The organism is Rhizobium sp. ZPR4 (assembly GCF_040215725.1).
Classification (GTDB): domain Bacteria; phylum Pseudomonadota; class Alphaproteobacteria; order Rhizobiales; family Rhizobiaceae; genus Rhizobium; species Rhizobium rhizogenes_D.
The window spans coordinates 2,668,598-2,688,300 of record NZ_CP157967.1; the positions used below are offsets into that span (position 1 = coordinate 2,668,598).

The 19,703-nt window shown below is 60.6% G+C and carries 19 protein-coding genes; 9 read left to right on the plus strand and 10 right to left on the minus strand.

Features of this window, described 5'->3' with window-relative positions; translation table 11 throughout:
- Nucleotides 1-13: 13 nt before the first annotated feature.
- Nucleotides 14-1,396 (plus strand): cytochrome c peroxidase, encoded by a 1,383-nt coding sequence (locus ABOK31_RS13075; protein WP_349956312.1) that lies wholly within the window; start codon nucleotides 14-16, stop codon nucleotides 1,394-1,396.
- A 58-nt stretch (nucleotides 1,397-1,454) separates the two neighbouring features.
- Here ABOK31_RS13075 and ABOK31_RS13080 read toward each other — a convergent pair whose 3' ends face one another.
- Together ABOK31_RS13080 and odc2 are read right to left on the minus strand one after the other, a co-directional pair.
- Entirely contained in the window at nucleotides 1,455-2,045 is a 591-nt protein-coding gene (locus tag ABOK31_RS13080; protein WP_349956313.1) for an N-acetyltransferase, read from the minus strand.
- 113 nt (nucleotides 2,046-2,158) lie between these two features.
- The gene (gene odc2 / locus ABOK31_RS13085; RefSeq protein WP_112335175.1) at nucleotides 2,159-3,292 is read right to left on the minus strand and encodes an ornithine/lysine decarboxylase; all 1,134 of its coding nucleotides are present in this window, start codon (nucleotides 3,290-3,292) and stop codon (nucleotides 2,159-2,161) included.
- A gap of 528 nt (nucleotides 3,293-3,820) precedes the next feature.
- On the opposite strand from odc2, the gene ABOK31_RS13090 reads away from it, so the two are divergent.
- The 3 genes from ABOK31_RS13090 (at nucleotide 3,821) to ABOK31_RS13100 (ending at nucleotide 6,570) form a co-directional block, all read left to right on the plus strand.
- On the plus strand, nucleotides 3,821-4,714 hold the full coding sequence (locus ABOK31_RS13090) for a LysR family transcriptional regulator (RefSeq protein ID WP_349956314.1): 894 nt from the start codon (nucleotides 3,821-3,823) through the stop codon (nucleotides 4,712-4,714).
- A 90-nt stretch (nucleotides 4,715-4,804) separates the two neighbouring features.
- Nucleotides 4,805-5,464 (plus strand): DUF1007 family protein, encoded by a 660-nt coding sequence (locus ABOK31_RS13095; RefSeq protein WP_174176949.1) that lies wholly within the window; start codon nucleotides 4,805-4,807, stop codon nucleotides 5,462-5,464.
- Nucleotides 5,458-6,570 carry a nickel/cobalt transporter gene (locus ABOK31_RS13100; RefSeq protein ID WP_349956315.1) on the plus strand — a complete coding sequence of 371 codons (1,113 nt, stop codon included), beginning with the start codon at nucleotides 5,458-5,460 and terminating at the stop codon, nucleotides 6,568-6,570. The genes ABOK31_RS13095 and ABOK31_RS13100 overlap by 7 nt, the downstream gene beginning before the upstream one ends.
- Nucleotides 6,571-6,608: 38 nt before the next feature.
- Here ABOK31_RS13100 and ABOK31_RS13105 read toward each other — a convergent pair whose 3' ends face one another.
- From ABOK31_RS13105 to ABOK31_RS13115, 3 genes are all read right to left on the minus strand, one after another.
- On the minus strand, nucleotides 6,609-6,824 hold the full coding sequence (locus tag ABOK31_RS13105) for a hypothetical protein (RefSeq protein WP_174176951.1): 216 nt from the start codon (nucleotides 6,822-6,824) through the stop codon (nucleotides 6,609-6,611).
- A gap of 193 nt (nucleotides 6,825-7,017) precedes the next feature.
- On the minus strand, nucleotides 7,018-7,731 hold the full coding sequence (locus ABOK31_RS13110; protein ID WP_174176952.1) for a tellurite resistance TerB family protein: 714 nt from the start codon (nucleotides 7,729-7,731) through the stop codon (nucleotides 7,018-7,020).
- A 133-nt stretch (nucleotides 7,732-7,864) separates the two neighbouring features.
- Nucleotides 7,865-8,503 carry a 2-dehydro-3-deoxy-phosphogluconate aldolase gene (locus ABOK31_RS13115; RefSeq protein ID WP_349956316.1) on the minus strand — a complete coding sequence of 213 codons (639 nt, stop codon included), beginning with the start codon at nucleotides 8,501-8,503 and terminating at the stop codon, nucleotides 7,865-7,867.
- A 160-nt stretch (nucleotides 8,504-8,663) separates the two neighbouring features.
- Here ABOK31_RS13115 and ABOK31_RS13120 point away from each other — a divergent pair, with 160 nt between their 5' ends.
- Both ABOK31_RS13120 and ABOK31_RS13125 read left to right on the plus strand, forming a co-directional pair.
- Nucleotides 8,664-9,149 (plus strand): CYTH domain-containing protein, encoded by a 486-nt coding sequence (locus tag ABOK31_RS13120; protein ID WP_174176953.1) that lies wholly within the window; start codon nucleotides 8,664-8,666, stop codon nucleotides 9,147-9,149.
- Nucleotides 9,127-10,038: a CHAD domain-containing protein gene (locus tag ABOK31_RS13125; RefSeq protein ID WP_349956317.1), complete on the plus strand. Its 912-nt coding sequence runs from the start codon at nucleotides 9,127-9,129 to the stop codon at nucleotides 10,036-10,038. Before ABOK31_RS13120 ends, ABOK31_RS13125 begins: the two co-directional genes overlap by 23 nt.
- A 52-nt stretch (nucleotides 10,039-10,090) precedes the next feature.
- On the opposite strand, the gene ABOK31_RS13130 is transcribed toward ABOK31_RS13125, so the two are convergent.
- Nucleotides 10,091-11,605, minus strand: coding sequence for an FAD-dependent oxidoreductase (locus ABOK31_RS13130; RefSeq protein ID WP_349956318.1), 1,515 nt, complete (start codon nucleotides 11,603-11,605; stop codon nucleotides 10,091-10,093).
- Nucleotides 11,606-11,654: 49 nt separating this feature from the next.
- Here ABOK31_RS13130 and ABOK31_RS13135 point away from each other — a divergent pair, with 49 nt between their 5' ends.
- Entirely contained in the window at nucleotides 11,655-12,140 is a 486-nt protein-coding gene (locus ABOK31_RS13135; protein ID WP_349956319.1) for a MarR family winged helix-turn-helix transcriptional regulator, read from the plus strand.
- 185 nt (nucleotides 12,141-12,325) lie between these two features.
- Complete coding sequence (locus ABOK31_RS13140; RefSeq protein ID WP_349958941.1) at nucleotides 12,326-13,267, plus strand: rhodanese-related sulfurtransferase; 942 nt, start codon at nucleotides 12,326-12,328, stop codon at nucleotides 13,265-13,267.
- A gap of 61 nt (nucleotides 13,268-13,328) precedes the next feature.
- On the opposite strand, the gene ABOK31_RS13145 is transcribed toward ABOK31_RS13140, so the two are convergent.
- From ABOK31_RS13145 to ABOK31_RS13155, 3 genes are all read right to left on the minus strand, one after another.
- On the minus strand, nucleotides 13,329-15,539 hold the full coding sequence (locus ABOK31_RS13145; RefSeq protein ID WP_349958943.1) for an EAL domain-containing protein: 2,211 nt from the start codon (nucleotides 15,537-15,539) through the stop codon (nucleotides 13,329-13,331).
- Between the two features lie 111 nt (nucleotides 15,540-15,650).
- A complete protein-coding gene (locus ABOK31_RS13150) occupies nucleotides 15,651-16,199 on the minus strand; it encodes an NADPH-dependent FMN reductase (protein WP_349956320.1) in 549 nt (182 codons plus the stop codon).
- Between the two features lie 156 nt (nucleotides 16,200-16,355).
- On the minus strand, nucleotides 16,356-17,729 hold the full coding sequence (locus ABOK31_RS13155) for a GH1 family beta-glucosidase (protein ID WP_349956321.1): 1,374 nt from the start codon (nucleotides 17,727-17,729) through the stop codon (nucleotides 16,356-16,358).
- A gap of 257 nt (nucleotides 17,730-17,986) precedes the next feature.
- Between ABOK31_RS13155 and ABOK31_RS13160 the strand changes: the two genes are divergently transcribed.
- Nucleotides 17,987-18,391: a DoxX family protein gene (locus tag ABOK31_RS13160; RefSeq protein ID WP_174176966.1), complete on the plus strand. Its 405-nt coding sequence runs from the start codon at nucleotides 17,987-17,989 to the stop codon at nucleotides 18,389-18,391.
- Nucleotides 18,392-18,438: 47 nt separating this feature from the next.
- Here the strand turns inward: ABOK31_RS13160 and ABOK31_RS13165 are convergent, their stop codons facing one another.
- Complete coding sequence (locus ABOK31_RS13165; protein ID WP_174176968.1) at nucleotides 18,439-19,626, minus strand: Gfo/Idh/MocA family oxidoreductase; 1,188 nt, start codon at nucleotides 19,624-19,626, stop codon at nucleotides 18,439-18,441.
- Between the last annotated feature and the right edge of the window lie 77 nt (nucleotides 19,627-19,703).

Genomic DNA, 19,703 nt, shown 5'->3' on the forward strand with positions numbered 1-19,703 from the left:
AAGGGAGACGGAAATGCCCCTGACCTACCGCCGTCTCCTGCCGCTCCTCGCACTCGCGGGCCTCTCGCTCGCGGGTGCGGCTGTCGGCATGGCAAGCGAACCGGCCACCGATGCTTCGGCGACGGATGGCTATGACGATCAAGCCCCGCTAAGTGCCATGGCCCAGCTTGGCAAGAAGCTGTTTTTCGACCCTTCGCTTTCCGGCGGCGGCCAGATGTCCTGCGCCACTTGCCACGATCCGGCCAACCACTATGCACCCGCCAACGGCCTCGCCGTCCAGCTCGGTGGGCCACATCTCGACCAGCCCGGCATCCGCGCGGTTCCGAGCCTCGCCTACAAGATGTCGACGCCGTCCTTCTCCATCGGAGAAGAAAGCCCCGCCGACGAGGCGGCGGAAGCCTCGCCGATGACCGAGGCATCGGGCGTGGCGTTGGCCAATGCTCCCGCTACCGTTGCTGGTCCGCTGACGGCGCAGGCCGTCGTCAAGGCCGATGCGGCCGCTGCGGCAAACCTCGTGCCGCAAGGCGGCATGTTCTGGGATGGACGCGTCGATTCGCTGGAAGAACAGGCCCTGCAGCCGATGATCTCGCCTTTCGAAATGGCGAATGCCGATGCTGCGACCGTCTATGCCAAATTGAAGAAGGGCTACGGCAAGGAAATTTCCGCGCTCTTCGGCGACAACGTCGCCAACGATCAGGACATGATGATTTCCGAGATCGGTTTCGCGCTCGCCCGCTACCAGATCGAGGAGTTCTCCTTCCATCCCTATACGAGCAAGTATGACTACTACCTGCGCGGCAAGGCGGTCCTGACGGATGCGGAAGCGAGGGGCTTGAAGCTGTTCGACGATGCGAACAAGGGCAATTGCGCCTCGTGCCATCTCGACAAGATGACCGGCGACGGGCAGATGCCGAACTTCACCGATTTCGAATTCGAAGCCCTCGGCGCGCCGCGCAACCCGGCCATTCCGGCCAATGCCGATGCCCATTATTACGATACCGGCATTTGCGGCCCGCTGCGCAACGATACCTATTCCGCCCAACAGCAGAATTGCGGGCTGTTCAAAACGCCGACGCTGCGCAATGTCGCCACCCGCCACGTCTTCTTCCATAATGGCGTCTACCGGACCCTTGAGGATGTCACCCGCTTCTACGTCAAGCGCGACACCAATCCCGAGGAGGTCTATCCGAAGGATGCAAGCGGCAAGGTGCTGAAATACGATGACCTGCCGGCACAGTATCAGGCCAATATCGATGTCATCGACGTACCGATGAATCGCAAGCTCGGCGATGCCCCTGCCCTGAACGATGCCGAGATCGCCGACGTCGTCGCCTTCCTGAAAACGCTGACGGATGGCTACGATCCAGCCAAGGACAACGTGAAGGCAGCCAAATAAAAAGGCCTCCGCCCGAATGGGCGAAGGCCTTTTGATACTTCAGGACTGTTCTCGCGCTTTACGCGACCTTTGCTATCGGCGGCTGGGCAAGCTTACGGCCGCTGGCAACGATGATGCCGACAGCACCATCAAGCCAGCCGTCCTTCAGCTCGAGCGCGAGGAAACGATCACGCTGGAACGGACCCGGCATGATGAGATGGCGTGCCTTGGAAGCAAAGAAGCCAAAGCGCTCGTAATAGGGCGCATCGCCGACGAGCAGGATCGCGCCATGGCCGCGCTTCTTAGCTTCCATGATGGCAGCGCGCATCAGCGCCGAGCCGATGCCCTTGCCTTCATAGGCAGGATCGATCGCCAGCGGACCGAGCAGCAATGCCTCGACCGGGCGCGTCTCGCGATCGACGCCGGCTTCGACGTTCCAGAGGCGAACGGTGCCGATGACATGGCCGGCGCGATCGCGCGCGACCAGCGCCAGGCCGTCGGCCGGCACACGGCCCTGGCGCAGCTTTTCGGACGACTTCTTGCGGCGGTCGGGACCCATGGCGCGATCCAGCAGGTTTTCGCGCGCAACGACATCGCCTGCATTTTCCAGGTCGAGAGTGAATGTGGACGGCGCAAAGAATGCGCGGACAGAATCAAGAACAGCGGCCATCTCGGCCTCCCGTGCCCAATACCGTTATCAGCGGTGGTGACAAACTATTGTGAGGGTGCCGCCCCGGCTGGCTACGGGGGCAGCTTTGTCGAACTTCAGATCCAGACCGGACCTTAGATGATGTAGGCCTTCAGCGGGTCGAAACCATTGAACGCCACAGCCGAGTAGGTCGTGGTGTAGGCGCCGGTGCCTTCGATCAGGACCTCGTCGCCGATGGTGAGCGACACCGGCAGCGGATAGAGGTTCTTCTCATAGAGCACGTCGGCCGAATCGCAGGTCGGGCCGGCAATGACGCAGGGCTCCATCTCGTCGCCGTCGCGCGTGGTGCGGATCGGGTAACGGATCGCCTCGTCCATGGTCTCGGCGAGACCGCCGAACTTGCCGATGTCGAGGAACACCCAGCGAGCGGCATCGTTGTCCGACTTCTTGGAAATCAGGACGACTTCAGCCTTGATCACACCGGCATTGCCGACCATGCCGCGGCCCGGCTCGATGATCGTGTGCGGAATCTGGTTGCCGAAATGGGCACGCAGAGACGCAAAGATCGCCTTGCCATAGGCTTCGGCCGACGGAACGTCGCGCAGGTACTTGGTCGGGAAACCGCCGCCCATGTTGACCATCTGCAGGTGAATGCCCTGCTTGGCGAGCGAAACGAAGACGCGCTTGGCATCGGCAAGCGCATCGTCCCAGGCATCGACCTTGGTCATCTGCGAGCCGACGTGGAAAGACACGCCGTAGGATTCCAGACCCAGCTGGTGAGCGTAGACGAGAACGTCGACGGCCATCTGCGGAACGCAGCCGAACTTGCGCGACAGCGGCCATTCGGCACCTTCGCCATCCGTCAGGACGCGGCAGAACACACGGGCGCCCGGAGCGGCACGGGAGATCTTTTCGACTTCCTCGTGGCTGTCGACGGCGAAGAGGTTGATACCGAGTGCATGCGCACGGGCGATATCGCGCTCCTTCTTGATGGTGTTGCCGAAGGAGATGCGGGCAGCGGTCGCGCCGGCATCGAGCGCCATTTCGATTTCAGCGACGGACGCGCAATCGAAGTTGGAACCGAGGCTTGCGAGCAGGCGCAGCACTTCCGGAGCCGGGTTGGCCTTGACAGCATAATAGATGGCGCTGTCCGGCATGGCATGACGGAAGGCGTGAAAATTGTCGCGGACGACGTCGAGATCGACCACCAGGCAAGGACCGTCCGGACGTCGGGTAGCGAGGAAATCGCGAATACGTTGCGTGGTCATGTCAATTCCCTTTCAATTCCAAAGGCTCCGGGGAAAACCCAGAGGACAAAGGGCAACGCTCATTCGCTTAGGAACCAGCCGGTGGAGACCCCGGTACCGTACAAATGCGCGAAGCGCGGATAATGAACCAGTGCCGCAAGCGGCGCTAATTCGCTTTGTCTGCCATGGATTGGAGGGAAGATCCCAACCGCACTTCCGGCAATGAAGGTGTGCCTCTTCAGTAACCCCGGCTGATGGAAAGCCGGGAGAGAACAAAAAGGCCCGCACCGTCGTTGCTTCAGATGTCCTCGCATTTTCCGGTTGGCCGGAATAGCGACTGGAGGGGTTAATTCCAGGTACCTTACCGATGACCTCACCTAATCGAGGGTCGGCGGACACCCACGGGCACGTGCGACTTTGGGCTGTTCGGGAAATAGGAATATTCGCCGTAATAATCAAGAAAATTTTTCAGCCATGCCCGAAAAAAATAATTGAACAAATCAAAGCATTTTGTTCAACATCCGGAAACAGTTAGCGGGAGGCTTCGCCATGGATACTTTGACCCGGATTCGCGCCTTTATCGACGTGGTCGAGGCCGAGGGATTTTCGGCTGCCGCGCGCAGGACCGGCCGTTCCAAGGCGCTGCTGTCGAAATATGTCCGCGAGCTGGAGGATGAGCTTGGTGCGCTGCTGCTCAACCGCACGACCCGCCAGTTTTCGATGACGGAGGCCGGCCATACCTATTATCGCACCGCCTCCGACATCCTGAAGGAGATCGACAACCTTGCCGACCTCGTGCGCGAGAACAACCAGCAGCTGAAGGGTCGGCTGCGCGTTTCGGTGCCGCGCACCTTCGTCGACGCCGATGTCGGGCAGTCGCTGATCGACTTCGCTAGAGAGAACCCCGATCTCGCGCTGGAAATCTCCGCCGACGACCGTTTCGTGGATCTGATCGAGGAAGGCTTCGATGTCGCCGTGCGCATTACCAAGCTCGAGGATTCCGGCATGATCGCCCGCAAGATCTCCGACTTCCGCATCCATCTCTGCGCAACCCCGACGTTCCTCGAGCGCTATCCGACGCTGGAGCATCCGACAGATCTGGCGCAAGTGCCCTTCATCATCGACACCAACACCCGCTCGCAAGGCAATATTCGTTTCGTCGATGCCGACAGCACGACCTTCAACGTCGCGATCAACGGCACGCTCGAGGTCAACAGCCCGCATGCGACGCTTCGCGCAGCACTCGCAGATCTCGGCGTTGCCATCGTCCCGGATTTCATCGGCCGCAAGGCAATCGAAAGCGGGCTGCTGCTGACACTGTTCAACGACTACCTGCCGACCGACCGCGGCATCTATGCCGTTTATCCGCACCGGCGCTATCTCCCCGCAAAGGTGCGTATCTTTGTGGACTACCTGCACAACTGGTTCCGCAAGAACGGGTGAATGCCCGAGGTTGACCGACCGGTCCCAATTCCGTCTCATTTCCTGACCAGAAAACGAAGTGAATCAATGCTCACGAAACACATCGGACGCATGAGAAAATCCACGATCGCCCATGCTGTTGCCCTGACCGGCGGCCTGTTGCTCGTGCCGGCCGTGGCATCCGCGCATCCGCATATTTTCGTGGAAGCCCGCCTGGAGGTACTGGCCGGCCCGGATGGCAATGTGCAGGAACTGCGCAACGTCTGGCGGTTCGATGAGGTCTTCTCCTCCTCGGTGCTCATGGATTTCGACAAGAACACCAATCTGAAGCTCGATCCTGATGAGCTGAAGGAAGTCGGCAAGACCGTGCGCGAGTCGCTGGCCGATTACGACTATTATGCGAACCTGACGCTCAATGGCAAAACCATCAAGGTCGAGAAGCCCGACGTCATCAATGTCGACTTTCGCGATGGCCAGCTCCTGATGTTCTTCGCCGTCAAGCCGGCCGAGCCGATGCCGCTTGCCAAGGGCAACAAGCTGAGCTTCGGCATCTACGACCCGACGCTCTACACCTCGATCGATTTCCCGAGCGACAACGAGCTGGTGACCGAGGGCGACGCCTTCAAAAGCTGTACACAGAAGGTCGTCCGGCCCAATCCGGATGAGGTCATCGCCGAGAACAGGTCGACATTGACGGATGCCTTCTTCAACGATCCGACGGGGACGACCATGTCGAAACTCTTCGCAACGCGGATAGATGTCCAATGCTGATTTCGGGAATGAGGAAGCTCGTGCCGGCTGCAGCTATCGCCCTTCTGGCGGCAGCCGGTCTTGCCCATGCTGCCGGCTCGCCACTTGGCATCGGCACGGCGGAGCCGAGCTTCCAGCCGATGGGCGGGCCGCTCGCACCGATCTTCCTCTATGTAAACTACGAACAGCAGGCCTTCTATCGCGCGCTCACCAAATCCATCGAAGCCATGCGCCAGGACCCCTGGCAGCTCTGGACTCTGATCGGCCTTTCTTTCGCCTATGGCATTTTCCATGCCGCCGGCCCCGGCCACGGCAAGGCCGTCATTTCCTCCTACATGGTCGCCAACGAGATCGAGCTGAAGCGCGGCATCGGCATCTCGTTCGTCTCCGCACTCATTCAGGGGCTGGTTGCCGTTCTCGTCGTCGGTGTCGCCTATTTCATTCTGCGCGGCTCTGGCATCACCATGACGATGGCCACCAATGCCATGGAGATCACGAGCTTCGTCATGGTCATCCTGTTCGGCAGCTGGCTTTTGTTCCGCAAGCTGCGGGCGATGATGCAAGGCCGGGCGCAACGTCAGGAAATGCAGCTCGCGACATCGGCGGGGCCAATCAGCCTCTCGCTGTTCGAGGGGGCAGCGACGGGCACAGATTCAGCGAGAAGTTTTGCGCGCAGCAGCGCCGCGATACCCGCTGCCGGCGGCTATCAATGCTACGATCCCGCCCATGCGACCGGCGACGGCGCCTACTGCGAGGCTTGCGGCCACGCCCATCTTCCCGATCCGAAGATGCTGTCGAACGAAAAGTTCAGCGCTCGCGAGGCCTGGTCTGCCATTGCCGCGGTCGGATTGCGTCCGTGCTCGGGCGCATTGCTTGTCATGACTTTTTCGATGCTGAACGGGCTCTATCTTGGCGGCCTGTTATCGGTCCTCGCCATGTCGATCGGCACGGCACTGACCGTGTCGCTGCTTGCCACCATTGCAGTCTTCGCAAAAGGCACTGCCGTCCGTTTCACCGGCAAGGGCTCCAGACTTTCGGTTTGGGTAGGCAACAGCATCGAGATCCTCGGCGCACTGCTTGTCATTTGCACGGGCATCATCCTGCTCGGCGCCTCGCTGCAAAACTAGACAAAGTAGCAACGAGACGATCGGCCCCGTGCTGGAGCCTACTGCCCCTTACGCCTTTGATAGCGGGCGCGCAGCCAGAACACGAAGAAGAAGGCCAGGATGACAAGCACGCCGAAACCGGTGCCGAGCCATGGCGAGATATTTCCGAGCCAGACGATGACGTTCGGCATCAGGTAGAGCACGGCGGTTGCGACCAGCAAGATAATACCGGCCGCGATTGCCGCCGAGCGGGTTTCGCTTTTTTTATCCATCAATGTAGCCATCCCTGACGCCCCGACACGAGTTCCGGCGAAGGCTTAACGCGCGTCGGGATCCTTCAGATCCGCTCCTTGCGCCTTAAGCTCTTGATTTTACGCAATGTCATTGTCGCAAAACCGCTGCGCACTTTTGCGCGACATGCTTAGGCCAGCTGCCAAGGAAAGGCAACCGGCCCTATCGTCACACGCGTCACAGCTGAACTTTGGCGCCCGCAACCGTCGCTTCGATATGATCGACCAGAGCGTCGGCCAGACCGAGCCGTCCGGCCAGCAAATCGAGATAACCGCGCTCGGCGCGCGAATCCGGTTCGATCGCCAGCCGCGACGCGGTGTAGATCTGCACGCGTTGCTCCTCGGTCTTTGCCGAGGCGACGATGGCATCGAGATCGACGGGATTGGCAAGTTCGCGCTGGAAGAAACCTTCCGCCTCCGATCCGACGCCGGCCTCCTGCACCTTGCCGAGAATGCGCTGACGTTCCGTATCATCGATATGGCCGTCGGCGCGAGCGGCCGCGATCATGGCCCGCACCAGGGAAAGCGTAAAATCATTGCTGGCAACTGCCGGCGCCGTGCTGAAGCCGGAATCCGTCGGCGGCGGCAGGAACTGCGGCTCGGCCTGTGGGGTGGATTGCGGCGCCGGCTGCGGCTGATTGCCATCGCGATAATTCTTGTAGGCCTGATAGCCGAGGCCTGCGATGGCGGCGAGGCCGCCGAGCGCCAGCGCATTGCCGGCGACCTGACGCCCGGTCTTCGTACCGAGCAGCACGCCGGCAATCGCGCTGGTCGCCATCGGATTGTCCCTGGCGAGATTGATGGCCTGGGTGGCCCTGTCTTTCACGGTTCCTTGCACCCCCGGAACCTGCGATCCCAGGAATTGGTCAAGAAGCTTGCGGGCGTCGATCATATGGATGGTCCTCCGTCCTTGTGATGGTGAAGGGGAGATAGGAAGCGCAACCGCAAATACCAATCCACATCATGCAAAAAGGCGCGCGGAAAGCTCCACGCGCCTTTGAAATCGAATTCGATAGGCTCGGCTCTCAGCCCTTGAGCGATGCTGCCTCTGCGGCAAGCTTCGTAATGCCAGCCCAGTCGCCGGCAGCGACCAGCTCCTTCGGCGCAACCCAGGAGCCACCGACACAGATGACGTTCGGCAGCGACAGATAATCAAGAGCGTTCTTCAGCGAGATACCGCCGGTCGGGCAGAAGATCGTGCCTGCCAGCGGCGAGGACAGGGCCTTGAGATAAGAGGCACCGCCTGCCTGCTCGGCCGGGAAGAACTTGAGCACCGTATAGCCCTCCTCGCGCAGCGCCATGACTTCGCTGGCCGTGGCGGCACCCGGCAGCAGCGGCACATGCGAGGAGCGTGCAACATCCAGCAGTTCCTGTGTCGTGCCGGGGCTGACGATGAACTTGGAGCCGGCTTCGACCGCTGCATCCCACTGGCTGACATTGAGGATGGTGCCGGCGCCGACCTCAGCCCCTTCCACCTCTTCGGCCACGGCGCGGATCGCGTCGAGCGCACCGGCGGTACGCAGCGTGATCTCGATGGCCTTCAGACCACCGGCAACAAGCGCGCGGGCGAGCGGCACGGCCGATTTCGCATCGTCGACGATCAGCACCGGAACGACGGGCTGCAGTTTCAGGATGGAAAGAAGCTTCTCGGTTTTCTCGCCCATGGTCGGTGCACTCCCTTTAAAACGATTGAAATCCGGCTTTCGAATAGCCTTCCCGAAGGTGCTTGTCGAGACAAAAGCTCGCTTTAAATACGACGGGTAGGAAATCGCGGCAACTTGCTATAGTCTACTTCAATCTGTGCCGGTGGAGCATGTCAAACGCATGGCAAAAGAGATCGAGCGAAAGTTTCTGGTGCGCGGCGATCATTGGCGTGATTCCGTTTCGGAGAGGCTGATCCTGCGACAGGGATATATTGCCTCCATGGAAGGTCGTTCCGTGCGCATACGGCTGACGAACGACAAGAAGGCGACCCTGACGATCAAGATCGGCAAGGCAATGACCAGAGACGAATTCGAGTATGAGATCCCCGTCGATGAAGCGGAGGAACTGCTGGGAACAGCGATCGGCCTCGTCATCGAAAAGACCCGCCACAAGGTGCCTTTCAAGGGATTTACCTGGGAAGTGGATGTCTTCCGCGGCGCTCATCGCGGCCTCGTGATTGCCGAGGTTGAGATGGGGAAGGAAAGCGACAATCCGGAACTGCCGGACTGGATCGGACGTGAGGTAACTGGCGAATACCGCTATTCCAATCAGGCCCTCGCGACGCAGTTCGAGCAGGAGTACGATGAGCTATCGCATACGGCCTGACCGGGCTCTTGATGACGAGGTGCACAAAGCCGCCGCGCATCAACTCGGCAGGGCGATGGCCGAACTGACGGACAGACCGCAGGGCTTGCACGAAGCGGTTCACGCCGCCCGCAAGAACATCAAGCGCGTGCGGGCGCTCTACCGATTGATAGCGCCGATCGCACGCGAATTTCAGCAGCGGGAAAATGACCGGCTTCGGAATATCGCACGCACGCTTTCCAGCGTTCGCGACGCAACCGCGCTGATCGAGATCAGCCACTACCTGCAGGCAACCGCTGCATCCGCCGAAGAACTGCATGCGCTGACCCGCGTCAGCGATCTGCTGACCGCCAGGCGCGACCGTCTCGCGGCGGCGGAAACCGACCTCGAAGACAAGGCGCAGGCGGCAGTCGCCACATGTGCCGAAGCGCGCGAGGCATTAAAGGATGCATCCTTCGGCTGTGGCCGGCGTGATACGGCCCGTCTTTTTCAGAAAGGCTGGCGCAAGAATGCCCGCAAGGCGATGCGGGCATTGTCCGAATGCCATGCAGAAGCGGCTCATGCCGAGAGCTTTCATGACCTGCGCAAGCGCAGCCAGGACTACTGGATGCATCACATGCTGCTGCGCGATGTCTGGCCGGCGGCGATGCATGCCAAGCAGCTGGAAGCCAAGGCTTTGGTCGACGTGCTCGGCCGCTATCTCGACATGTCGATACTGGCCGATGTCGCGGACCGCGAGCCGCATCTCTTCGACAGAAGCGACGATCACGCCCGCCTGCTGGAAGCGATCATTGCCCGGCAGCAGACCGCCCGCGAGGAGGCACTAAGCCGGGCGCGCTGGGTCTTTGCCGACAAGCCGGAGAACGAGGCGCGAACCATAAAGCACCTATGGCTGGAAGCGGCGGGCTGACATCAATCCTACGCCCGCTCAGGCAGTACAATCGGCTTGTCCCGCTATTGCCTCAAGCGCGCGGCGCATCCGTCAAACCAAGTCCCACTCGCGCGAAATAACGCTCCAGCATCGCAACATTACCGGCTGCGACGATGGCACCGATATAACCGTCCGGACGCACCAGCACCCATTCGCCCGAGGATAGGGCGTAGATGTCCCGAAGATGGCCCTCGGGATCGACCATGTCGCCTGACGGGCCGAAGGTATGAATATGCAAGCCTCGGCGCGGCGGCACCGATCCGGGCTCCACGCCATAACCAAGCAATGTCCAATGCGCTCCTCGGAAGAGGTCGAACAGCCGTGTCGGCTGGCCGGCGGCACCACGGATCGGCGCATCGGGAGCTCGGTCACCGGCTGACAGGCGATCGCTGCGCCCAAGCGCTTCGAGCGCGAGCGAGGATCCGGGATAACCGATATCGAGTTGATGCACCTCGCGCCCGCGACGCGTGTCGCCCTGCTTTTGGGCATTGAGAAGCTTCGTTGCCAGACCGAGCATCGCTGCTGCGATCGGCTGACGCTCCTCTTCATAGCTGTCCAGCAGTGCGTCATCGGCTCCATTGGCGACCGCAGCCAGCTTCCAGCCGAGATTATAGGCATCCTGCACGCTGGTATTGAGGCCCTGGCCACCCGTCGGCGGATGAATGTGGGCGGCATCACCGATGAGGAAAACGCGGCCAACGCTGTATCGATCGGCCAGTCGCGCGTTCATGCTGTAAGCCGACGACCATGACACGGATTGGATATGGATATCGTCGCGCCTGGTGCGCTCCGCCACCATCGCCTCCAGCCCTTCGGCCGAAAGATCGATGTCGCCGTCGAGAGGGATCGGCCCCTGTATCTGGAACATCTCGGTCCCGGCGAGCGGGCAAAACATGATCTGCCGCGACATGTCGCCTTCGTTGAAGCGGTGCCAGGCATCGCGCTTGAGACCGGTCAGGATAACATCGGCCACGATGGCGCGAACGCCGAGGGTCTTACCCGGAAAGTCGATGCCAAGGGCGTGACGAACGAAGCTGCGGCCGCCATCGGCACCGACGAGCCAACGCACCCGGAGAGTTTCCTCCCCCGCCCTGCCTGTGAGACGCGCCGTCACGCCGCCCGGATCCTGCTCAAAACCAACCAGCTCGCAGCCGAATTGCGGCCTGTGGCCAAGCTCGAGCAGCCTTTCGCGCATCACCTTTTCGGTCAGGAATTGTGGTATCATCAGCGGCAGATGATAAGGTTCGGCCGGCGTCGGATCCCGATGCTCGGTAATGTCGGACTCGGTAAAACTGCCGTCATCGCGATATCGCCGCTCAGGCGGATAGAGGCCGCCGGTCGCGACGATCCGCTCGAGAATGCCGAGATCCTCGAAAATCTCCTGGGTCCGCGGCTGGATACCCTTGCCGCGCGATCCATGGAACGGCTCGTCCATCTTCTCGATCAGACGGAAGGAGATCCCTCTCCTTGCCAAATCGATCGCCAATGCCAGGCCGGCCGCGCCCGCACCGCAAATCAGCACATCGGCTGCAAATTGCTCTGTCATTTCTGTCTCCATATGTGTAATATGCACATATTACGAGAAAGGCGGTCCTGTGTCAACAAAAAGCTTGCAAAATACACATATCAGCGGTCGGCTGCGCGAACTCCATAGTGCGCTCGTCGAAATCGTCGGCGTTATGAATCGACCTCAGCGCGACGAGGCAATGATCCAAGAGGCAGGCATCTCCCTCGACCGCGCGCTGTTTTCCCTGTTGGTTTTGGTGGAACGGCTCGGCCCCATCGGCGTTGTCGAACTGGCCGATCGTGTCGGGCGCGACTACACCACCGTCAGCCGTCAGGTCGCGAAAATGGAAGGGCTCGGGCTGATCACCCGGCAGGAAAATGCGGTCGACCGCCGCCTTCGCGAGGCCGTCATCACCGAGACAGGCAAGGCGATGACCGATCGCATCGATGAGGCGCGCGAGAGGATCGCACGGTCTATTTTCGCCAAATGGGACGAGCAGGACATCGAGAACCTTGTGCGGCTCATGCGCAGGTTCGCCGACGACATCAAGGATGATGCGCCGGTTACCCGATGAACATCGGATGGCCAGCATGCCCGGAACTTGTGGGACAATGCCCGCTCGGGAAGGCACCGGCCGAGCAGCGTTTCGGCTTGTCGGCAATGGTATTTCGACGCCTTTCGCCGCTTCCGCCGACATAGGATAGGGCTGCGGCGTAAATCCCGATTGCCTGAATGCCCACAAAATTGTATTTCCCCGGCATGACCGACATGCTTTCAGATTCACGGCGCGACGCGACCGGCGCATTCCTCGTTGCTGCGCTCTATCATTTCGTTTCCTTCCCGCGCTTCGAAAGCCTGCGCGAGCCGCTACTTGCGCTCTGCGAGGAAAAGGGCGTGAAGGGCACGCTGCTGCTCGCGCATGAGGGGATCAACGGGACCATCGCCGGCACGGATGCCGCCATCGGCGCAGTGCTTGCCTTCCTTCGCGCGCAGCCGGAATTTGCCGGCCTCGAGCACAAGGAAAGCCGCGCGTCGAAAATGCCGTTTGTGCGTATGAAGGTGAAGCTCAAGAAAGAGATCGTCACCATGGGCGTCGAGGATATCGACCCCACGAGAGTCGTCGGCACCTATGTCGCGCCGAAGGACTGGAACGCGCTGATCTCCGACCCCGACACCATCGTCATCGACACCCGCAACGATTATGAGACCGCCATCGGCGTCTTCAAGGGCGCGGTCGATCCGAAGACCAAGACCTTCCGCGAATTTCCCGATTGGGTGCGCGACAATACCGGCCTGCACAACAAGCCGAAGATCGCCATGTACTGCACCGGCGGCATCCGCTGCGAGAAGGCGACCGCCTTCATGAAGCAGCAGGGCTTCGACGAGGTCTATCATCTCAAGGGCGGCATCCTGAAATATCTGGAGGAAGTGCCGGCTGAAGAAAGCCTCTGGGAAGGCGCCTGCTTCGTCTTCGACGAGCGCGTCTCCGTCGAGCATGGTCTGAAAGAGGGCAATCACAGGCTCTGCCACGCCTGCCGCAATCCCATCACCGCCGAGGAAGTGACTTCACCCTTCTACGAGGCCGGCGTTTCCTGCAGCCACTGCTACCACGAACGCACTGAAGACGACCGCGAGCGCTATCGCGAAAGGCAGCGGCAGATCGTGCTTGCCCGCAAGCGTGGCCACGAGCATATCGGCTAAAGCATTTTCGGAAAACTGCGCTGCGGTCTTCCCCCAGGAATGCGCGGGTGCTCCGCGCGTATCAGGCGGCGGCGTGCTCTTCGTCCAGCGCGGTTGCCATCTGCACCGCAAGCCGCTTGCTGATCTCGGCGTCCGGCATCGGCTTGCCGTAGAAGTAGCCCTGCAGCTCGTCGCAGCCGAAGTCTTCCAGTGCCCTTCCCTGCGCCTCGGATTCGATGCCTTCGGCCGTAACGGGAATATCGAGCGAGCGGGCCAGCGCCACGGTCGCCTTCACCATTTCGCGGGCGCGGTTGTCTTCCAGCACATTCATGGTCAGCGAGCGATCGATCTTGATGCGATCGAAACCGAACTGACGCAGATAGCCGATGGAAGAGAAACCGGAGCCGAAATCGTCGAGCGCCACCTTGACGCCGAGCCTCTTCAGCCGCTCGATCGACTGCCGGGTACGCTCGGGATTTTGAATGATATAGCCTTCGGTGATTTCCAGCGTCACCCGATCCGCTTCGATCTCGGTGCTGTTCAGGACGCTGCGGACATAATCGGCGAAGGCGGGATTGCGGAATTGACCTGGTGAAACGTTGACCGCAATTCGCAGATCCGGCCATTGCCGCGCCGCCTCGCAAGCCTTGCGCAGCACGAGCAGGCCTAGCGCTTCGATCAGGCCGCTGGTTTCGGCGATCGGAATGAACACTTCCGGCGAAATCGGCCCGTGACCGGGGCGGTTCCATCGCACCAGCGCTTCGACTCCGATCATCTCGCAGCTCGATGCGTCGACCAGCGGCTGATAGGCGAGCGTCAGTTCTTCCATCTCGATCGCGCGACGCAGATCGAGTTCCAGCGCATTGCGTTCCTCGCGATGCGCATCCATGGCAGTTTCGTAGCAGGTCATCCGGGCGCGGCCGGCTTCCTTGGCCTTGTACATGGCCAGATCGGCGCGGCGCACCAGTTCCTCCCGGTCGATGCGGCCTTCTGGCGAGCTCGCGATGCCGATGCTGGCACCGACCACGACCACCCGGCGGCCGATTTCCAGAGGCTCGGCAAGGAAATCAAGGATCTGCTCGGCCAGCCGCAAAGCCGGGGCGTCATTGAGTTCCTTTGTCGGGAAAACGATGGCGAATTCATCGCCTCCAAGGCGCGCCAAAGCCGCCTGTGGCGGCACAAGCACCTTGAGCCCGGCGGCAACCGCGCGGATGAGCTGATCGCCGGTGCCATGCCCATAGGCGTCATTGATTTCCTTAAAGCCATCGAGATCAAGATAGAGAAGCAGGACGTTGGTGCCGTCGGAGCGCGCCCGATCAACCAGACGATCCACATCGAGCCGCAATCCTTCGCGATTGAGGAGCCCGCTCAGTCGGTCGCGAAGCGAAACCTGACGTGCCTGGACTTCCTCCGCCCGCAACCGGCGCCCTGCCAGCGATCCCAGGATCAAAAGCACTACGAAAAACAGACCCACAAGACCAAGCGCGCCGAGCACCAACGGCCGGACCTGCTGATAGCTCATGTCCCCAGGCTGACGCGAGCCCCAAACCAGTCGTCCCAGCGACTTGCCGAGCGGATCGACAATGGAGACGGCGTATCGAGCGACCGTATCCGGCGGCACCAGCGTCAAGCCGCTGATGACATAGGTATTGGAGAGCATCTTGATCCGGCCGGCGTCAAGGTAGCGGACGAGGATCAGATAGCGCCGATGACCTTCCGGCACCGGAATACGGCCGGATCTTTCGCGGATCGTCGCAGCCCCGGCAGCAGCGATACCATCCCTGGTCATGATATAGCCCGAGGCCTCCGGCACCCCCGTCACACGCGTTGTTCGCGCCTGATCGACAAGCGCCCATATGGCGGCACCGAGGACATCCTCGATATTCCCGGTCAATGGCTGACCATCGTGGTAAGCAACAATCGGCTTGTTGTTGTCGTCGACAATGACGGCAGTGTCGAACAGCGCACCGTTGGAGGAAATGTCGCCATAATTGCCGACGATCCAACCTTGATTATCAGTCCCATAGACGTTTCGTGCCGCGTCGTTGCGGGCGGAATGGTCATGCAGCGTCGCTTCCAGCTGCCCCTGAAAGGTTTTCAACGCCCCGACGGTCGTTTCCCAGGAGCGCTCGTCATCCAGCTTGTTGGAGTAATCGGCAACACGCCCGATTGCGGTAAGCACCATCAAGGTCACGATGGCAACGATCAGTGCAAAGCAAATCAAAACGGCCGTCACGATGGAATGACGACCGAGCTGCGCATTCTTCCGCAGTGACTTGAAAATTGCTCCCAACACCTTTTTCTCCTTGACGGAGAAGTCTGACGTCAGGTCTTCAACAAACGGTTAAGGCGAATCGGAGATTCCTACAGGAAGGAGTTGTAAATTTGCCAAAATGGGAAGAATTCACGCACTAGCGGCAATCGCCTGTCTAAAACGATTAAGACTGGTAGATAAAAGGCCGCTTTCGCGCGCTTCCAGCAGCATTGCCGCCTGTGTCTCATCGCTCTTGCCCGCAACCGGCAGGCGCAAGAAAGCGTCCTCCACGATATGCAGCGACATGGTCTGCAAGACATCGGTGAGTTGTGCCAATACGAGATCGCCGCGATGTGAGGCATGAGCAAACATCAACGGCTTGAACGGCACCTCGTCACGCGACACCAGCCAGTCGAGCGCATTCTTGAAGCCGCCGGGTATGCCATGGGCATATTCCGGGCAGGACACGATCAAACCGTCTGCCTTATGGATCTCGGCCGCAAATCTCTCGACGACGGCTGGTGTTCGCTCACCCTCATTGTCCGGATTGAAGATCGGCAAATCGCCGATCAGATCGCAAATCGCAATGGTGATGCCTTCCGGGCAGGCGAATTGCAGAGCCTCCAGCAGCCTCCGGCTGGTCGAAGCCTGCCGCTGGCTGCCGCAAAGCGCATAAAGGGAAACCGACCGCTGGATCATACATGATGTCTATCAGGCCCTGCCGATTCGGGCGACAAATACCCTCTCCTCAAGGGGAGGGTCGGACCGAAGGTCCGAGGCGGGTGACCATTGCAGACATCGAAGGTCACCCCCAAGCGTTTCGTGCGACCTCCCCCAATGGGGGCTGGAACCGCATCAATCCGCCTTGTGATTGCCCTTCGGGAACTGCGCAGCAAGTTCCTTATACCATTTGCCGCTCTTTTTGATGGTGCGCACCTGGGTCTCGTAATCGACATGGACGAGGCCGAAGCGCATGCGATAGCCTTCCGCCCATTCGAAATTGTCCATCAGGCTCCAGGCAAAGTAGCCACGCATCGGATAGCCGTCCTTGATGAGATCGGCGACGACGCCAAGATGCTCGATGTAGTAGTCGAGACGCGGCTGGTCATCGACTTCGCCGTTGACGACGCCCATATTGTAGCAGGCGCCGTTCTCGGTGATGTAGCACTCTGGCAGTTCGTAGCGCTTGTTGAGGTCCTCGACGACGTGCTTCAGGCCCGGCGCATAGATTTCCCAGCCGATATCGGTCTTCACGTCGCTGACCGGCGGCGCTTCCTTCGTCCAGGGAAAATCGCCGCTCTTGGAGGCGTCATCGAAAACACGCATCGGCATGTAGTAGTTCAAACCCCACCAATCGAGCTTCTGGTTGATGGTCTTCAGATCCCCGTCCTCGATGACAGGAATGCGGTCGCCAAGCGCCTCGACAAATTCCTTCGGATACTCACCCTTGAAGATCGGATCGAAGAAGGCGCCGTTATGGAACTGATGGGCACGCTCGACGGCAGCCAGATCTTCGGCACGGTCGGAGCCCGGCAGGACGGACGCGGCATTGAGCACGATGCCGACAGGCACCTTCGGCGCGACGGAGCGGATCGCCTCGACACCAAGACCATGGGCAAGGTTCATGTAGTGCATGGCATAGAGCGCCGCCTGCATGTTGCGCTCGCCCGGCGCGTGGACGCCGTAGAGATGGCTCAGCCAGACGATGCACCAGGGCTCGTTGAAAGTCGCGACCGAATCCAGACGATCGCCGAGGCGGGCCATGACGGTCTTGGCATAGCGCTGGAAGGCATGTGCCGTCGAGCGTGCCGTCCAGCCACCATCACCGGCAAGCACCAGCGGCAGATCCCAATGGTAGAGCGTGGCAAAGGTCTTGATCCCACGCGCCTTGCAGCCGTCGACGAGACGATCGTAGAAATCGAGGCCGGCTTCGTTTACCGGGCCGGTGCCTTCGGGGATGATGCGCGGCCAGGCGATCGAGAAGCGATAAGCTTCGACGCCCATCTCCTTGATCAGATCGAGATCCTGCTCCAGCCGGTTATAGTGGTCGCAGGCGACATCACCATTGTTGCGCTGATAGACACGACCGGGCATGTTGGCGAAGGCATCCCATATGGACGGCTTGCGGCCGTCTGCCTTGGTGGCGCCTTCGATCTGAAATGCAGCGGTGGCAACGCCGAATGTGAAATCGCCGGGGAAGCGATCGGCAAGAAGCTTCGGATCGATCATGGTGAAAATCCCGTCTGTTTTGGCTTCGTTGGCTGCGGTTTAACCAAGCCGCCCCTCAAAGTACAGGGGCCACAGTGGAAAACTGCAACGTTGCAGGTACCTGTAAACCGAGCCGGCTAAGGGCATCCCAGAATTTTCTCCGGCGGCAGCAACAATCTTCGCACGGCTGGATAACATCAATGTCAACAGTCGTGACTTGTCTTTCCCGCGCGGATCAATTGAGGGTAGCGCTCAAACTTGACAACGGAAGGACACAAATGCTCCCTGCAATCCACGCTCTCCATCCTCATCTGCTGAGCCTCCTGCGCATCGTCGCCTCGCTCGTGCTGTTCAGCTACGGAACGCAGAAAGTGCTGCATTTCCCGGCAGCTGAAACGGTGCCGCCCGTAGGGTCGCTATCCTGGATCGCCGGTCTGCTGGAGCTGACCCTTGGTTTCCTCGTGCTGATCGGCTTTCAGACGCGGATTGCTTCGTTCATCCTGTCAGGCCTGATGGCCTTCGCTTATTTCCTGGCTCACGCGCCGAAGAGCTTTTATCCCGCGCAGAACGGCGGCGTCTCCGCCATCCTCTTCTGCTTCATCTTCCTGTTTCTCGCCAGCGCCGGCGGTGGCCCGCTGAGCGTCGATGCGCTGACGAAGCGCAAGCAGCAAGCTGCGGCCTGAACAAGCAGGTCCGAGGCGGGTTCACCGCCTCGGACCTCATCTAAAGCCTAGAGCTTGACCCAGGCGCCGTTGCGCTTGGACGAGGCAACGCAGGCCTCGACAAAAGCCACACCCTTCACGCCGTCATCGACAGTCGGATAGATCACGGCCGGGTCGACCGCCACACCCTTCTTACGGGCATTGATGGCACGCGCGGCTTCGGTGTAGATCGTGGCAAAGGCTTCCAGATAACCTTCCGGATGGCCCGACGGGATTCGCGAGACGCGCGCCGCGGCAGCACCCGAGCCGGCTCCATTGCGGGTAATCAGCCGCTTCTGATCGCCGAACGGCGTGTACCACAGATAGTTCGGATCGGCCTGCGTCCACTCGATGCCACCCTTGGTGCCATAGACGCGGAGCTTCAGGCCATTCTCATGACCGGGCGCCACCTGGCTGCACCAGAGCATGCCCTTCGCCGGCTTTTCCTTACCCTTTGCCTTGAAGCGCAGCAGCACATGGCCGTTATCATCCAGACGGCGTCCTTCGACAAAGCTGTCGAGATCGGCGGCGAGGCTGTCGAGCTCGAGGCCGGTGACGAAGGAAGCGAGGTTATAGGCATGCGTGCCGATATCACCCGTAGAGCCGCCAGCGCCGGACTGGGCCGGATCGGTGCGCCATGCCGCCTGCTTCTGGCCGGACTGCTCGATATTCTCGGTCAGCCAGTCCTGCGGATATTCCACCTGCACGATGCGGATATCGCCGAGCTCGCCATTCTCGACCATCTCGCGCGCCTGACGGACCATCGGATAACCGGTATAGTTATGCGTGAGGATGAAAAGCGCGCCGCTCTCGTCAGCCACCTTCTTCAGTTTCTTGGCGTCGGCAAGGTTGGAGGTCAGCGGCTTGTCGCAGATGACGTGGATACCGCGGCGCAGGAATTCCTTGGCGGCGTCATAGTGGACATGGTTCGGCGTGACGATCGACACCGCCTCGATGCCGTTCTTCAGCTTTGCTTCCCGGATCGCCATGTCGCGATAGCTCGAATAGGTGCGCGAGGGATCGAGACCGAGATCACGACCAGATGCCACTGCCTTATCCGGCGAAGACGAAAGCGCACCCGCAATAAGATCGAACTGATCGTCAATGCGTGCAGCAATACGATGCACTGCGCCGATGAATGCGCCGGCACCTCCGCCGACCATGCCAAGCCGAATGCGCGGCTCCCGCGTCTGTTCCGATGATCCTTCGATTGCCATTTTGTCCTCCTGAATAAAATTGAACTCGCATTCTTGATGACTGTCGCCCAAGCCACCCGCCCCGCCCTTCGAGGGCC

What these genes read in the sequence shown, in the direction of transcription:
- ABOK31_RS13075 (WP_349956312.1), top strand. Translation starts at nt 14, where the DNA reads ATGCCCCTGACCTACCGCCGTCTCCTGCCGCTCCTCGCACTCGCGGGC.
- ABOK31_RS13080 (WP_349956313.1), bottom strand. Translation starts at nt 2,045, where the DNA reads ATGGCCGCTGTTCTTGATTCTGTCCGCGCATTCTTTGCGCCGTCCACA.
- odc2 (WP_112335175.1), bottom strand. Translation starts at nt 3,292, where the DNA reads ATGACCACGCAACGTATTCGCGATTTCCTCGCTACCCGACGTCCGGAC.
- ABOK31_RS13090 (WP_349956314.1), top strand. Translation starts at nt 3,821, where the DNA reads ATGGATACTTTGACCCGGATTCGCGCCTTTATCGACGTGGTCGAGGCC.
- ABOK31_RS13095 (WP_174176949.1), top strand. Translation starts at nt 4,805, where the DNA reads ATGAGAAAATCCACGATCGCCCATGCTGTTGCCCTGACCGGCGGCCTG.
- ABOK31_RS13100 (WP_349956315.1), top strand. Translation starts at nt 5,458, where the DNA reads ATGCTGATTTCGGGAATGAGGAAGCTCGTGCCGGCTGCAGCTATCGCC.
- ABOK31_RS13110 (WP_174176952.1), bottom strand. Translation starts at nt 7,731, where the DNA reads ATGATCGACGCCCGCAAGCTTCTTGACCAATTCCTGGGATCGCAGGTT.
- ABOK31_RS13115 (WP_349956316.1), bottom strand. Translation starts at nt 8,503, where the DNA reads ATGGGCGAGAAAACCGAGAAGCTTCTTTCCATCCTGAAACTGCAGCCC.
- ABOK31_RS13120 (WP_174176953.1), top strand. Translation starts at nt 8,664, where the DNA reads ATGGCAAAAGAGATCGAGCGAAAGTTTCTGGTGCGCGGCGATCATTGG.
- ABOK31_RS13125 (WP_349956317.1), top strand. Translation starts at nt 9,127, where the DNA reads ATGAGCTATCGCATACGGCCTGACCGGGCTCTTGATGACGAGGTGCAC.
- ABOK31_RS13130 (WP_349956318.1), bottom strand. Translation starts at nt 11,605, where the DNA reads ATGACAGAGCAATTTGCAGCCGATGTGCTGATTTGCGGTGCGGGCGCG.
- ABOK31_RS13140 (WP_349958941.1), top strand. Translation starts at nt 12,326, where the DNA reads ATGACCGACATGCTTTCAGATTCACGGCGCGACGCGACCGGCGCATTC.
- ABOK31_RS13150 (WP_349956320.1), bottom strand. Translation starts at nt 16,199, where the DNA reads ATGATCCAGCGGTCGGTTTCCCTTTATGCGCTTTGCGGCAGCCAGCGG.
- ABOK31_RS13155 (WP_349956321.1), bottom strand. Translation starts at nt 17,729, where the DNA reads ATGATCGATCCGAAGCTTCTTGCCGATCGCTTCCCCGGCGATTTCACA.
- ABOK31_RS13160 (WP_174176966.1), top strand. Translation starts at nt 17,987, where the DNA reads ATGCTCCCTGCAATCCACGCTCTCCATCCTCATCTGCTGAGCCTCCTG.
- ABOK31_RS13165 (WP_174176968.1), bottom strand. Translation starts at nt 19,626, where the DNA reads ATGGCAATCGAAGGATCATCGGAACAGACGCGGGAGCCGCGCATTCGG.